Below are 12,655 nucleotides of genomic sequence, written 5' to 3' on the forward strand. Positions count from 1 at the left end.
AAAGCCATCAATCAGCGGCACATCGCCACAGCGGGTATCGTGCCAACGGAGACCGGAGGGCGACTGAGCGGCCGGGATGACGCTGCGCGAGGGACGTAACACGGCGGAAACAGAGGAGACACGGCCGGGCAACCGCACCGCCATACCGTCGCCAGGAGCCAGCCACCCGCGAAGTGGACCTGCCAGGAGGACGTGTGTTCGCCAATCCCGAGGAACTGCTGCGTTACCTCAAGAACGAGGACGTGAAGTTCGTCGACGTACGTTTCTGTGACCTGCCCGGCGTGATGCAGCACTTCAATCTGCCGGTCGAGTCCTTCGACGACAGCGTCTTCAGCGACGGCCTCGCCTTCGACGGCTCGTCGATCCGCGGCTTCCAGTCGATCCACGAGTCGGACATGCTCCTGCTCCCCGACGTGGCGACCGCGTTCATCGACCCGTTCCGCACGCAGAAGACCCTCGCGCTGAACTTCTTCGTCCACGACCCGTTCACCCGTGAGGCGTACTCCCGGGACCCGCGCAACGTGGCCAAGAAGGCCGAGGCCTACCTGGCCGCGAGCGGCATCGCCGACACCGCGTACTTCGGCGCCGAGGCGGAGTTCTACATCTTCGACTCGATCCGCCACGAGACCTCCGCCCACCAGTCGTACTACTACATCGACTCGATCGAGGGCGCCTGGAACACGGGCCGGGTCGAGGAGGGCGGCAACCGCGGTTACAAGACCGCGTACAAGGGCGGCTACTTCCCGGTGCCCCCGGTGGACCACTACGCCGACCTGCGCGACGGCATGGTCCGCCGCCTGGTCGACGCCGGCTTCACCGTCGAGCGCTCGCACCACGAGGTCGGCACCGCCGGGCAGTCGGAGATCAACTACAAGTTCTCCACCCTGCTGCACTCCGCCGACCAGCTCCAGCTCTTCAAGTACCTGATCAAGAACGAGGCCTGGGCCGCCGGCAAGACCGCGACCTTCATGCCGAAGCCGCTCTTCGGTGACAACGGCTCCGGCATGCACACCCACCAGAGCCTCTGGCTGAACGGTGAGCCGCTCTTCTACGACGAGACCGGCTACGCCGGCCTGTCCGACACCGCCCGCTGGTACATCGGCGGCCTGCTGCACCACGCCCCGTCGCTGCTGGCCTTCACCAACCCGACGGTCAACTCGTACCGCCGGCTGGTGCCGGGCTTCGAGGCGCCGGTCAACCTGGTCTACTCGCAGCGCAACCGCTCCGCCTGCACCCGCATCCCGGTCACCGGCAGCAACCCGAAGGCCAAGCGGGTCGAGTTCCGGGTGCCGGACCCGTCCAGCAACCCGTACCTCGCCTTCTCCGCGATGATGATGGCCGGCCTGGACGGCATCAAGAACAAGATCGAGCCGCCGGCGCCGATCGACAAGGACCTGTACGACCTCCCGCCGGAGGAGTGGGGCGACGTCAAGCAGGTGCCGGGCTCGCTGCCGGCGGTGCTCGACGCGCTCGAGGCCGACCACGACTACCTGCTCGACGGCGGGGTCTTCACCCCGGACCTGATCTCCACCTGGATCGGCTGGAAGCGGGCCAACGAGGTCGACCCGGTGCGCCTGCGCCCGACCCCGCACGAGTTCGCGATGTACTTCGACTGCTGAGGTAGATCGACACGGCGGTCACGCCCGGCACACAGCCGGGCGTGACCGCCGTTTCGTGTCGTCCGCGCGCCGTCGGGTGAGCGGTCGGTGCGGTCAGTGGCCGCGAACGCCGTACCGCAGGTGCAGGACGCCGTTTCCGAACCGGCGCTCGTCGAGGAGCGTGAGATCGGTGCGTACGCCGGTGGGCAGCCCCGGCTTGCCGCCGCCGACGGCGACGGGCCAGACCAGCAGGTGGCACTCGTCGACCAGGCCGGCGCGGATGGCCTGCGCCGCCAGGTCGGCGCCCCCGATGGTGAGGTCCCGGTCGGCCGCGGCCTTCAGCTCGCGTACGGCGGCGGGGTCGAACCGGCGCTCCAGGCGGGTGGCGGCCGTCGACACCTCGGTCAGGGTCGTCGAGTAGACGACCTTCTCCGCCGCCTGCCAGGCGTCGGCGAAGCCCGCCATCGAACCGGACTGCGCGGCCAGCGCGGGGTCGGTCTCCCAGACGGCCATCGACTCGTACAGCCGCCGCCCGTAGAGGAAGGTGCCCACGGACCGCACCAGGCCGGTGGTGAACGCGAACACCTCCTCGTCGAGCGGGAGCCAGGCGAAGGCCCCGCTGTCGTCCTCGATGTAGCCGTCGAGGGACACATTGGTCACGTAGATCAGCTTCGCCATGCCGTTTCCTCCCGGAGCACGTGGGGCATCGCCGCCCCCACCTCTTCTACGAACGACCGGACCCGGATCCGACGCCGGGCGCAGAGAAAAATTCCCGGGGGTCATCCACATACCTTCGCGTCCGATATATTACGGCGATGGATACACCTACACCGCTGCGAGAACCCACCTTCCTGATCCTCACCGCGCTCGCCGGCGAGCCGATGCACGGCTACCGGATCATCTCCGAGGTGGCGGCCATGTCGGGCGGGCGCGTGTCGCTGCGCCCCGGAACCCTCTACGGCGCGCTGGACCGCCTGGTCGACGCCGGCCTGGTCGAGGTCGACCGCGAGGAGGTGGTGGACGGCCGGCTGCGCCGCCACTACCGCCTCACGCGGGACGGCGACGCGACCCTCACCGCCGAGACGGAGCGACTGCGCCAGAACGTGGCCGCGGCCACCGCCCGGCTGCGGCACCGGGTGCGCGGCACCGGAACGGTCGACGGCCTGGCCGGAGGGCTGGCATGACGGAGCTGGAACGTCGCTACCACCGACTGCTGCGGGCCTACCCGGCGGAGTACCGGCGGGCCCGCGGCGCCGAGATCGTCGGGACGTACCTGGATCTCGCCCGGCCGGGCCAGCGCCGCCCGTCGCCCGGGGACGTCGCGGACCTCGTGCTCGGCGGCCTCCGCCAGCGGCTACGGGCCGCCGGAGCAGCCGACCTGACCACCGGCGTACGGCTCGCCGCCGTCCTGGCCCTCGTCGCCACGAGCGCCCTCGCCGCCGGCTGGTCGGTGGCGGAGCTGCACCGACTTCCCGAAGACCTGGCCGCGCCGGGTTTCGGCCCGGTCCACAGCACGGGAGCGCTCGCCTGGGGAGCCTGGCTACTGGCCGCCGCCCTGGCCCTGACCACCACCGGCCGGACGGTCCGGACCGCCGTCGCGGTCGCCCTGGTCCTCACCGTCGCCGTCGTGCCGGTCCGGGCACTGGCCGGCCTGCCCCGGCCACCCCTGCTGGTGCTGCTGCCCCAGCTCACACTGGGGCTGCTGGCGCTGGGCCTGCCGCACCGCCTGCCCCGGTCGGCCCGGGTCGCCGTAGCGGTGGCGACGGCAGCCGGCGCGCTGCTGGCCGCGGAGCTGCTCCGGACGCCGGGCTGGTGGGCATACCACGGCCCGATCCGCGAGCTGCCACCGATCGCGGGCGCGACCCTGCTCACCGTCGCCCTGGCCATCGGCGCCGGGCTGGCCGCCCGCCGGGACGGCCGGGGCGGCTGGGCCCTGCTCCTGCTGCTCACCCCGGTCGGCCTGCTCTCGTTGTCCCGGATCGCGTTCGGGGTGGGCGCCGACACGGTCCCCTCCCTCATCGGCGTCACCGTGCTGGTCGGCCTGCTCGGGCCGGCGGCCCTCGCCGCCGCGCTCGCCGTCCGCCGTCGGGCGCGGGCCGACCGGTCCGCCCACGAGCCGGCTCGCTGACCTCCGTCGTCCCGCCCGGCGGCCCCGGGCGGGACGACCGGAGGGTCAGCGGGCGAGCAGCGCGTCCAGCTTGGTGAAGGAGCTGTTCCAGCCCTCCCGGGCGCCTTCCTGCATCTCCGGCCCGTACGGGCCCTGGCGCAGCACCAGCCGGGTGCCGCCCGCCTCGTCGTGGAACTCGACGCGGAGCCGGAAGACGACCGGGCCGGCCCCGAAGTCGACCTGCTGCTCGCCGACGAGCAGCTCGTTCTCCACCAGCTCGGTGAAGGTGGCGTCGACCGGCGAGGTCATCTCCGGGTCGGTGTCACTGACCATGGTGAAGCGCTGGTGGCCGCCGACCCGGGCGTCGATGCTCACCGAGTCGCGGGGCACCGAGAAGCCGACCGGGCCGAACCACGCGGCGAGCTGGTCGGGGTCGACGAAGGCGCGGTAGACCAGCTCGCGCGGCGCGTCGAAGACGCGGGTGACGACGAGTTCCTGGGTGGCCGTGGTCTCGCTCATGATGCGGTCCTCTCTCTCACTTCTCGGTGCGTTCGGTCTGGATCCGTCTGAGGTGGGCGTCGAGCCGGTCGAGGTTGGCGTCCCAGAACCGCCGGTAGCGCTCCATCCAGGCGGTCGCCTCGCGCAGCGGCTCGGGGTTGAGGCTGCTGGAGCGCCACTGGGCGCTGCGGGCGCGGGTGATCAGGCCGGCCTGCTCCAGCACCTTCAGGTGCCGGGAGATCGCCGGGAGGCTGATCTCGAACGGCTCGGCGAGCTCCGTGACGGTGGCGTCCCCCTCGGCCAGTCGGGCGAGGATCGCCCGGCGGGTCGGGTCGGCCAGCGCCGCGAAGATCACGCTGAGTCGGTCGGTTGCCACTGCTTAACCACCTCGTTAATTAGCTGACTCGTTAAATGTAGAGCTGGCGAGGGGTGTTGTCAACGACTCCAGCGGATTCAGTCCGCGCGTCGGGCCCGCCGGGCCCGGACCGCGAGGATCGGCAGCACGACCACCAGCAGGGTCATCAGCACCGCGCCCGGCGCCTTCGTCAACCGGGCCAGGTTCAGGCCGTCGGGCAGCACCAGCAGCGCGGCCACCGCGGCGGGCGCGACGAACCAGACCGTCCGCGCCGGCGCGCGGGTCACCAGGGCGAGCAGGGCCAGCGGCCAGATCGCGTACCAGGGGTGGAACACCGGGGCCAGCACGACGGTGGCGGCCAGCGCCAGACCCGCCCCGACCAGCGCCACCCGGGGGCGGGCGACGGACAGCCGGGCCACCCGCTGCCGCACCTCGTTGAGCCGGCGCAACGCGGTCCAGGCCCACCACCAGAGCGCGACCAGCAGGACCACCAGCAGCACCAGGGCCAGCAGCCGCACCACCGGCACGGCGTGCGACGGCCGACCGGCCAGCCGGGCCGCGTAGTCGACCACGAAACCCACCGCGGTCGGCGCGGAGGTCCACTGCTCGGAGTCGCCGCTGCGCGCCAGGCCGCCCGCCCAGCCCAGGCCGAGCCCGGTGGCGAGCGAGACGACCAGCAGCGTGCCCAGCACTCCCCCGGCCAGCACGCCCCCGTCCCGCAGCAGCGCGCGCCAGGTGTAGCGGCCCAGCACCGCGGCGAGCGCGGCGAACGGCAGCACCACCACGGCGAGCGCCTTGACCGCCACCGCCAGCCCCAGCAGCGCACCGGCGACCAGCAGCGCCCGGGGCCTGCCGGGCCGGCGGACCAGCACCAGCAGCCCGAACAGCACCAGGCCGAGCGCCACCGCGTCGTTGTGCGCCCCGGCCACCAGGTGCACCCCGACCAGCGGGGTGGCCAGCACCAGCCAGGCCGCCCGTCGGGTCGGCACCCCGGCCGCCCGGGCCAGGCCGGGCAGGCAGAGCGCGGTCAGCAGCAGCCCGGCCACCGCCAGCGCCCGCAGCAGCACGACCGTGCCGGCCAGGCCACCGCCGAGCAGCACCGCGAGGCCGGCCAGCAACACGAAGAACGGCCCGTACGGGGCCGGGGTGTCCCGCCAGATCGGTGCCACCGAGTCGGTCCACGGGCACCCCGCGGCGGCCACCCCGATCCGGTACGGATCCACACCGTGCGTCCACGACCAGCCCTGGCAGGCGTACGAGTAGACGTCCCGGCTGCCCATCGGCGGCGCGAGGAGCAGCGGCAGCGACCACGCGCCCGCGGTCAGGTACGCCCACCGGGTCGACGGGGCGCCCCAGCGCAGCGCCCACCACGCGCCGACCAGCAGCAGCGTGCCGAGCAGCCAGCAGCCGAGGACGGCCGGCCCGGCCGGGGCGCGCCAGATGTCGACCAGCCGGCCGGTCGGCGGGGAGCCGGGCAGCGCGCCACCCAGCCAGCCGGCGACGGTCAGCAGCACCGCCCCGGCCAGGCCGGCGTACCGGGCCACGGCGGGGGCGACGGGCCGGACCGGCCCGTCAGGCTCGCTCACCGGCGCTCTCCTCGGTCGGCTCCTCGGCCGACGCTCAGTCGGCTCCCCGGTCGGCGGGGACCGGCCGGCGGGCCGCCCGAGCCGACCGTACCAACCGGACCGTCACCACGATCACCAACAGCGTCATCAACGGCGCCCCGGGCATCTTGGTCCACCGGGGCAGGCCGGTGCCGTCCGCCAGCACCAGGAACGACGAGACCAGCGCGACCAGCGAGAACCAGCCGGTACGCCGGGCGGTCGCGGCGAGCACCACCAGCGGCCAGGTCCAGTACCAGGGATGGAAGAGCGGGGAGAGCGCGACCGTCGCGGCGAGCGCCAGACCGGCGTGCCAGAACGGGTCCCGGCGGCGGAACGCCCGGAACCAGAGCCAGACCAGCAGCGCGAGGAGCACCACCATGCCGATCGCCCGGGTCACCGGCAGCGCGTCGACGTGCGCGCCGAAGATCGCCGCGAGGTAGCCGACGGTCTGCCCGACCGCGGTGGGCGGCGAGGTCCAGGCGACCACCAGGCCACCCTGTTCCAGGCCGCTGATGAAGCCGAAGTCGAGCCCCGCGGCGAGGGTCACCCCGACCACCGTGGCGACCGCCGCGCCGACCACCCAGCCGCCGTCGCGCAGCAGGGTGCGGATCCGGTACGGCCCGACGATCGCGGCGAGGGCCGCGAACGGCAGCACCACCAGCGCGGTGACCTTGATCGCGCCGGCCAGCCCCAGCAGGAGCCCGCCGGCGAGCAGCGGCAGGGGCCGGCCGGGCCGGCTCGCCACCACCGCCAGCCCGGCGACGAGCAGGCCCACCATCATCGCGTCGTTGTGCGCCCCGGAGATCAGGTGCACGGGCACCAGCGGGCAGGCCAGCGCCAGCCACAGGGCCCGCTGCGGGGGCACCCCGCAGCGGCGGGCCAGCACCGGCAGGGTCCACGCGGTCAGCGCCACGCCGGCCACCGCGAGCAGCCGGAACAGCGCCACGCTGCCGGCCAGCGACCCGGCGGCCGTCACCACCGCGCCGGAGAGCACCACGAAGAGCGGCCCGTACGGGGCCGGGGTGTCCCGCCAGATGTAGGAGATGGTGTCCAGCCACGGGCAGGGCAACGCCGACACGCCCTGCTCGTACGGGTTGATCCCGCCCGCGTAGCTGGCGCCCTGGCAGGCGTAGGCGTACGCGTCCCGGCTGCCGAGCGGCGGTGTGACCAGCATCGGCAGCAGCCAGAGCGCGATCGTGACGAGCACCCAGCGGGTGTCCGGCACCTGGTCGCGCAGCGACCACCAGGCCCAGGCCAGCAGCGCCGTGCCGACCAGCCAGGTGGCGATGATCAATGGGCCGTGCGGCCCCTGCCAGATGCTGACCGGGGTGGGGCGCAGGTCGCCGTGCGGCAACGCGCCGCCGAGGAAGGCGGCCACGGCGAGCAGCACCGAGCCCGCCAGGCCGATCCAGCGCGAGAGGTGGTGAGGCACGCCGGACATGCTGCCAGTACGGTTGGTCGCGATCGGGAGGTGGGCATGCGGGGCGGTCGCGTGGTGGCGCTGTGCGCCGCGTCGGCGCTGCTGCTCGGGGTGCTCCAGCTCACCCTCCCGGCGACCGGATCGGACCTGTCCGCCCAGGTGGCCCGCGCCGGCTTCTTCGCCGCGCACGGCGCCGCGCCGGTCGACCTGCGCTGGTACGGCGGGGTCCACCCGTGGGGCTACAGCCTGCTCTCCCCGCCGCTGATGGCACTGCTCGGGGTACGCCTCACCGGCGCGCTCGCGCTGCTCGCCTCGGCCACCGCCCTCGCGGCGCTGCTGGTGCGCACCCGGGTGCCCCGGCCGCTGCTCGGCGGCCTGGTCGGGGTGCTCACCATCGCCGGCAACCTGGTCTCCGGCCGGGTGACGTACGCCCTCGGGGTGGCCTTCGGGCTGGCCGCGCTGCTCGCGCTCACCCTGCCGGCCGGTGCCGTCCGCTCCCGGTGGTGGCGTGGCGGCCTCGCCGTGCCGGCGGCCCTGTTCGCCTCGGCGGCCAGCCCGGTGGCCGGCCTCTTCGTCGGCCTGGCCGGCGTCGCACTGCTGCTCACCCGCCGGTACGCCGACGGCCTGCTGCTGGCCGTGCCCGCCGCCGTGCCGATCGCGGTGACCGGGCTGCTCTTCGGCGAGGGCGGCTGGATGAACATCAGCGGCACCGACACCCTGCACGCGGTGGTGACCAGCCTGCTGGCCGCCGCGCTGGTCGGGTACCGCCCGGTGCGGGTGGGGGCGCTGCTGTCGGCGGCCGGGGTGCTGGCCGCCGCCCTGCTGCACACCCCGGTCGGGTTGAACGCCACCCGGCTGGTGGTGATGTTCGCCCTGCCGGTGCTGGCCGCCGCGGCGCGGCTGCCGGAGCGGCTGACCCGCCGCCTCCCGGCCCGCCTCGCGCCCCCGCCGCACCGGACGAGCGGGTCGACGCCCGACCGGGCAGCCGGAGCACGGCGGGGCCCGGCCGCCCGAGCGCTGCCCGGGGCGGTCGGGCTGGTCGCGCTGCTGGCGGCGGTCGCCTGGTGGCAGCCGCCGGTGGTCGCGGCCGACCTGGGCAGCGCGGACGACCCGACGGCCGATCCGGCGTACTTCGCGCCGCTGCGCGCCGAGCTGACCCGGCGCGGGCTGACCGGGCGGGTGGAGGTGCCGCCGACCCGCAACTACTGGGAGGCGGCCCGGCTCGGTGAGGTGCCGCTGGCCCGTGGCTGGCTGCGGCAGGCCGACATCGCCCGCAACCCGCTCTTCTTCACCACGGTCCCCGGCGCGACCGGCACCGGCGTGCCGCTGACCGCCGACAGCTACCGCGCCTGGCTGGCCGACCACGCCGTGCAGTACGTGGCGGTGCCCGACGCGGAGCTGTCCTGGGTGGGCCGCCCCGAGGCGGAGCTGGTCACCGGCGGCCTGCCGTACCTGACCGAGGTCTGGTCGGACCCGCACTGGCGGCTCTACGCGGTCACCGACCCGACCCCGCTGGTCGGCGCGCCCGGCGAGCTGCTCCGGCAGGACGCCGCCACGGTCACCTTCCGCGCTGCCGGCCCCGGCCGTGTGCCGGTCCGGGTCCGGCACGACCGCTGGCTGACGGTCAGCGGCGGCGCGACGCTCGCCCCGGACGGCGACTGGACGATGGTGACCGTGCCGCGCGCCGGCACCTACACCCTGGGTGGCTGACACCGCCGCGAGCGCGTGCCGCCAGCAATCGCCCACCTCGGCCGGTCGGCCACGGCTGACCTACTACCTCACGCACGCGACAAACGTGATGACGTGAACGAATCGGTCGCCGGCCGGTGCAGCCAGCGCGATTCATTGGTGACGTCAACTCTGCAGCGGCCGACAAGCGCTCCCGGCCACCGTCCGAACGCCGCCGTGACACCGCGCCGGGCCGGGCCGCGCCGCGCCGGACAGGGGCAAGGCAGGGCAGGGTGGTGGCGGAGTGGTCAGGCGGGGGCGTCGAGGACCCGCTCCATGGCCGCGCGGGAGCGGCGTCCGGTGCGCAGGTACTCGTCGAGGAACTCGCCCGGGTCGTCGTGGCCGAGCAGCCGCACCACCCCGGCCAGCTCCACCCCGTGCCGGGGCAGCTGGTCGCCGGCCCGCCCCCGGACCAGCATCAGCGCGTTGCGGGCCTGGGCGGTCAGTGTCCAGCCGGCGGCCATCTCGGCCGCGTCCTCCGGGTCGACCAGGCCGGCGTCCCGGGCCGCCGCGAGGGCGTCGAGGGTACGCGTGCCGCGCAGCTCGGGCAGCCGGCCGGCATGCCGCAGCTGGAGCAGCTGCACCGCCCACTCGACGTCGGCGAGCGCGCCCCGACCGAGTTTGGTGTGGGTGGCCGGGTCGGCGCCCCGGGGCAGCCGCTCGGTCTCCACCCGCGCCTTGATCCGGCGGATCTCCACCACCTGTTCGCGGGTCAGCCCGTCGGCCGGGTGGCGGACCGGGTCCGCCATCGCCTCGAACTCGGCGCCCAGGTCCGCGTCGCCGCAGACGAACCGGGCCCGCAGCAGCGCCTGCGCCTCCCAGACCTTCGACCAGCGGGCGTAGTACTGGGCGTACGCGGCGAGACTGCGGACCAGCGGGCCCTGTCGGCCCTCCGGGCGCAGGTCGGCGTCGACGCCGAGCGGCGGATCGGGGGCCGGCGCGGAGAGCAGCCGGCGCAGCTCCTCGGCGATGGCGTGCGCGGCGGCGCTCGCGGTGGCCTCGGAGACCCCGGGCGGCGGGTCGTACACGAAGAGCACGTCGGCGTCGGAGAGGTAGTTCGACTCGTAGCCGCCGAGCCGGCCCATCCCGATCACCGCGAACCGCAGCCCGGCCGGGGCCGGCTGGGCGGCCCGGGCGGTCCGCAGCGCGGCGGCCAGGGTGGCGTCGGTGACGTCGGCGAGGGCGGTGCCCACCGCGCTGACGTCCGCCAGGGTGGGCGTCCGGCCGGCGGCGCGCGGGGTACGCGGGGTGAGCGCGCCGGCCCGGCTCAGCACGTCGGCGCAGGCCAGCCGGACCAGCTCGCGGCGGCGCAGGGCGCGGACCGCCCGGGTCGCCTCGACCGGGTCGTCGTGCCGGGCCGCCGCGGCGGCGAAGCCCTCGTGGAGCACCTCGCGCGGACGCGGGCTCAGCTCGGACTCCTCGGCGAGCAGGCGCAGCGCCTCCGGCTCCCGGGCGAGCAGGTCGGCCGCGTACCGGGAGGAGGAGAGCACCCGGGCCAGCCGGCGGGCCACCGGCCCCTCGTCGCGCAGCAGCCGCAGATACCACGGGGTGCTGCCGAGCTTGTCGGAGACCTGCCGGTAGTTGAGCAGCCCCCGGTCCGGCTCGGGCGCGTCGGCGAACTCGCTGAGCAGCACCGGCAGCAGGGTGCGCTGGATCGCGGCGGTCCGGCTCACGCCGCCGGTGAGGGCCTGGAGGTGCCGCAGCGCCCCGGCGGGGTCGGCGAAGCCGAGGATCTCCAGCCGGTGCCGGGCCGCCTCCGGGGTGAGCCGCAGCCCCTCGGCGGGCACCCGGGCCACCGACTCCAGCAGCGGCCGGTAGAGCAGCTTGGCGTGCAGCCGGCGTACCTCGGTGGCGTGGGTGACCCACTCGGCGCGGAACTCCTCGACGGCGCTGCGACCGGGGGTGGCGGTGTAGTCCAGCGCGGCGGCCAGCCAGCGCAGCGCCGCCGGGTCGGTCGGCACGGTGTGGGTGCGGCGCAGGCCCTGGAGCTGGAGCCGGTGCTCGACGGCGCGCAGGAAGCGGTAGCCGCGCAGCAGCGCCTCGCCGTCGGCCCGGCCGACGTAACCGCCGGTGACCAGGGCACGCAGCGCCGGGATGGTGCCCGGTACCCGCAGCGACTCGTCGGCCCGGCCGTGCACGAGCTGGAGCAGCTGCACGGCGAACTCGATGTCGCGCAGCCCGCCCGGGCCGCGCTTGATCTCGCGTTCCAGCTCCTTGGGCGGGATGTGGTCGATGATCTTCCGGCGCATGGCACGGACGTCCTCGACCGCCTCCGGCCGCTCGGCGGCGGTCCACACCAGCGGGGCCAGCTCGGTGATCCACTCCCGGGCGAGGTCGAGGTCCCCGGCGGCCGGGCGGGCCTTCAACAGGGCCTGGAACTCCCAGGTGCGGGCCCAGCGCCGGTAGTAGGCGAGGTGGCTGGCCAGGGTACGCACCAGCGGTCCCCGGCTGCCCTCGGGGCGCAGCGCGGCGTCCACCGGCCAGGCGACCAGCCCGCAGACGTGGATCAGCCGGGTGGCCACCAGCGTCGCCGCGGCCAGGTCGTCGTCGGTGTCGGCGACGAAGATGACGTCCACGTCGGAGACGTAGTTGAGCTCGTCGCCCCCGCACTTGCCCATCGCCACCACCGCCAGCCGGGGCGGGGCGGTCCCCGCCGGCAGCTCCGCCACGGCGAGGTCGTACGCGGCGGCCAGGGTGGCGTCGGCCAGCCCGGAGAGCGCCGCCATGGTCTGCTCCAGCCCGCGCCCGCCGGTCAGGTCGGCCGCCGCGATCCGCAGCAGCGCCAGCCGGTACGCCTGCCGCAGCACCGGGACCGGGCCGGTGGCCGCCGTCATCCGGGCGGCGGCGGCCAGGTCGAGCCGGCCGTCGGCGCGCGGCGCGAGCCCGTCCGGGGCGGTGGCCAGCACCCGCCACTGGTCGGGGTTGGCCACCAGATGGTCACCGAGTGCCGAGGACGCGCCCAGCACCGCCACCAGGCGGCGGCGCAGCCCCGGATCGTCGTGCAGCGCGTCCAGCAACGCGGTCGGCGGGGTCGCCGGGCGGTTCGGCGCGGCGGGCGGGCCGGTCGGCGCGGCACCGGATACGGCCGCACCCGGGCCCGCGGCGCCCGGACCCGTGGCACGGCGTTCCGCCTCGACGAGCCGGTGCAGCTGCCGCAGCGCCAGGTCCGGGTCGGCGGCGCGGGAGAGCGCGGTCAGCAGCTCGGCGGCCCGCTCGTCGGTCGGCTCCTGGGCCTCCGGCCGCCACAGTCCCAGCCCGTCCGGGCCGGCCAGCTCGCCGGCGCGACCACCGTCGCCGGTGGCGAACCCGTACCGGGCGAGGCGTCCCCTGGTCGGTCGGGTCACG

At 75.2% G+C, this 12,655-nt stretch carries 10 protein-coding genes; 4 read left to right on the plus strand and 6 right to left on the minus strand.

All coding sequences use genetic code 11. The features are described 5' to 3' along the window. Window positions 1-194 precede the first annotated feature (194 nt). Window positions 195-1,619, plus strand: a complete 1,425-nt coding sequence (gene glnA, locus GA0070611_RS14470; protein ID WP_091664279.1) for a type I glutamate--ammonia ligase — start codon at window positions 195-197, stop codon at window positions 1,617-1,619. Window positions 1,620-1,712: 93 nt separating this feature from the next. On the opposite strand, the gene GA0070611_RS14475 is transcribed toward glnA, so the two are convergent. Continuing rightward, a complete protein-coding gene (locus tag GA0070611_RS14475; RefSeq protein ID WP_091664282.1) occupies window positions 1,713-2,276 on the minus strand; it encodes a dihydrofolate reductase family protein in 564 nt (187 codons plus the stop codon). A gap of 137 nt (window positions 2,277-2,413) precedes the next feature. Between GA0070611_RS14475 and GA0070611_RS14480 the strand changes: the two genes are divergently transcribed. Together GA0070611_RS14480 and GA0070611_RS14485 are read left to right on the plus strand one after the other, a co-directional pair. After that, window positions 2,414-2,782 (plus strand): PadR family transcriptional regulator, encoded by a 369-nt coding sequence (locus tag GA0070611_RS14480; protein WP_091664285.1) that lies wholly within the window; start codon window positions 2,414-2,416, stop codon window positions 2,780-2,782. Then, the gene (locus GA0070611_RS14485) at window positions 2,779-3,726 is read left to right on the plus strand and encodes a hypothetical protein (RefSeq protein ID WP_091664288.1); all 948 of its coding nucleotides are present in this window, start codon (window positions 2,779-2,781) and stop codon (window positions 3,724-3,726) included. Before GA0070611_RS14480 ends, GA0070611_RS14485 begins: the two co-directional genes overlap by 4 nt. Before the next feature lie 45 nt (window positions 3,727-3,771). Here GA0070611_RS14485 and GA0070611_RS14490 read toward each other — a convergent pair whose 3' ends face one another. The 4 genes from GA0070611_RS14490 to mptB (GA0070611_RS14505) form a co-directional block, all read right to left on the minus strand. Then, window positions 3,772-4,224 (minus strand): SRPBCC family protein, encoded by a 453-nt coding sequence (locus tag GA0070611_RS14490; protein WP_091664292.1) that lies wholly within the window; start codon window positions 4,222-4,224, stop codon window positions 3,772-3,774. Between the two features lie 16 nt (window positions 4,225-4,240). Next, window positions 4,241-4,579, minus strand: a complete 339-nt coding sequence (locus GA0070611_RS14495; RefSeq protein WP_091664296.1) for an ArsR/SmtB family transcription factor — start codon at window positions 4,577-4,579, stop codon at window positions 4,241-4,243. Window positions 4,580-4,656: 77 nt separating this feature from the next. Further along, a complete protein-coding gene (gene mptB, locus GA0070611_RS14500) occupies window positions 4,657-6,144 on the minus strand; it encodes a polyprenol phosphomannose-dependent alpha 1,6 mannosyltransferase MptB (RefSeq protein WP_091664300.1) in 1,488 nt (495 codons plus the stop codon). A gap of 34 nt (window positions 6,145-6,178) precedes the next feature. Then, window positions 6,179-7,741, minus strand: coding sequence for a polyprenol phosphomannose-dependent alpha 1,6 mannosyltransferase MptB (gene mptB, locus GA0070611_RS14505; protein WP_167604501.1), 1,563 nt, complete (start codon window positions 7,739-7,741; stop codon window positions 6,179-6,181). Here mptB (GA0070611_RS14505) and GA0070611_RS14510 point away from each other — a divergent pair. Beyond that, the gene (locus GA0070611_RS14510; RefSeq protein WP_091672928.1) at window positions 7,640-9,292 is read left to right on the plus strand and encodes a hypothetical protein; all 1,653 of its coding nucleotides are present in this window, start codon (window positions 7,640-7,642) and stop codon (window positions 9,290-9,292) included. The two genes, mptB (GA0070611_RS14505) and GA0070611_RS14510, sit on opposite strands and share 102 nt — an antisense overlap. Window positions 9,293-9,558: 266 nt before the next feature. On the opposite strand, the gene GA0070611_RS14515 is transcribed toward GA0070611_RS14510, so the two are convergent. Next, on the minus strand, window positions 9,559-12,654 hold the full coding sequence (locus GA0070611_RS14515; RefSeq protein WP_091664307.1) for a bifunctional [glutamine synthetase] adenylyltransferase/[glutamine synthetase]-adenylyl-L-tyrosine phosphorylase: 3,096 nt from the start codon (window positions 12,652-12,654) through the stop codon (window positions 9,559-9,561). Window position 12,655: the final 1 nt, after the last annotated feature.

Origin of the sequence: Micromonospora auratinigra (assembly GCF_900089595.1) — a bacterium.
Classification (GTDB): Bacteria; Actinomycetota; Actinomycetes; order Mycobacteriales; family Micromonosporaceae; genus Micromonospora; species Micromonospora auratinigra.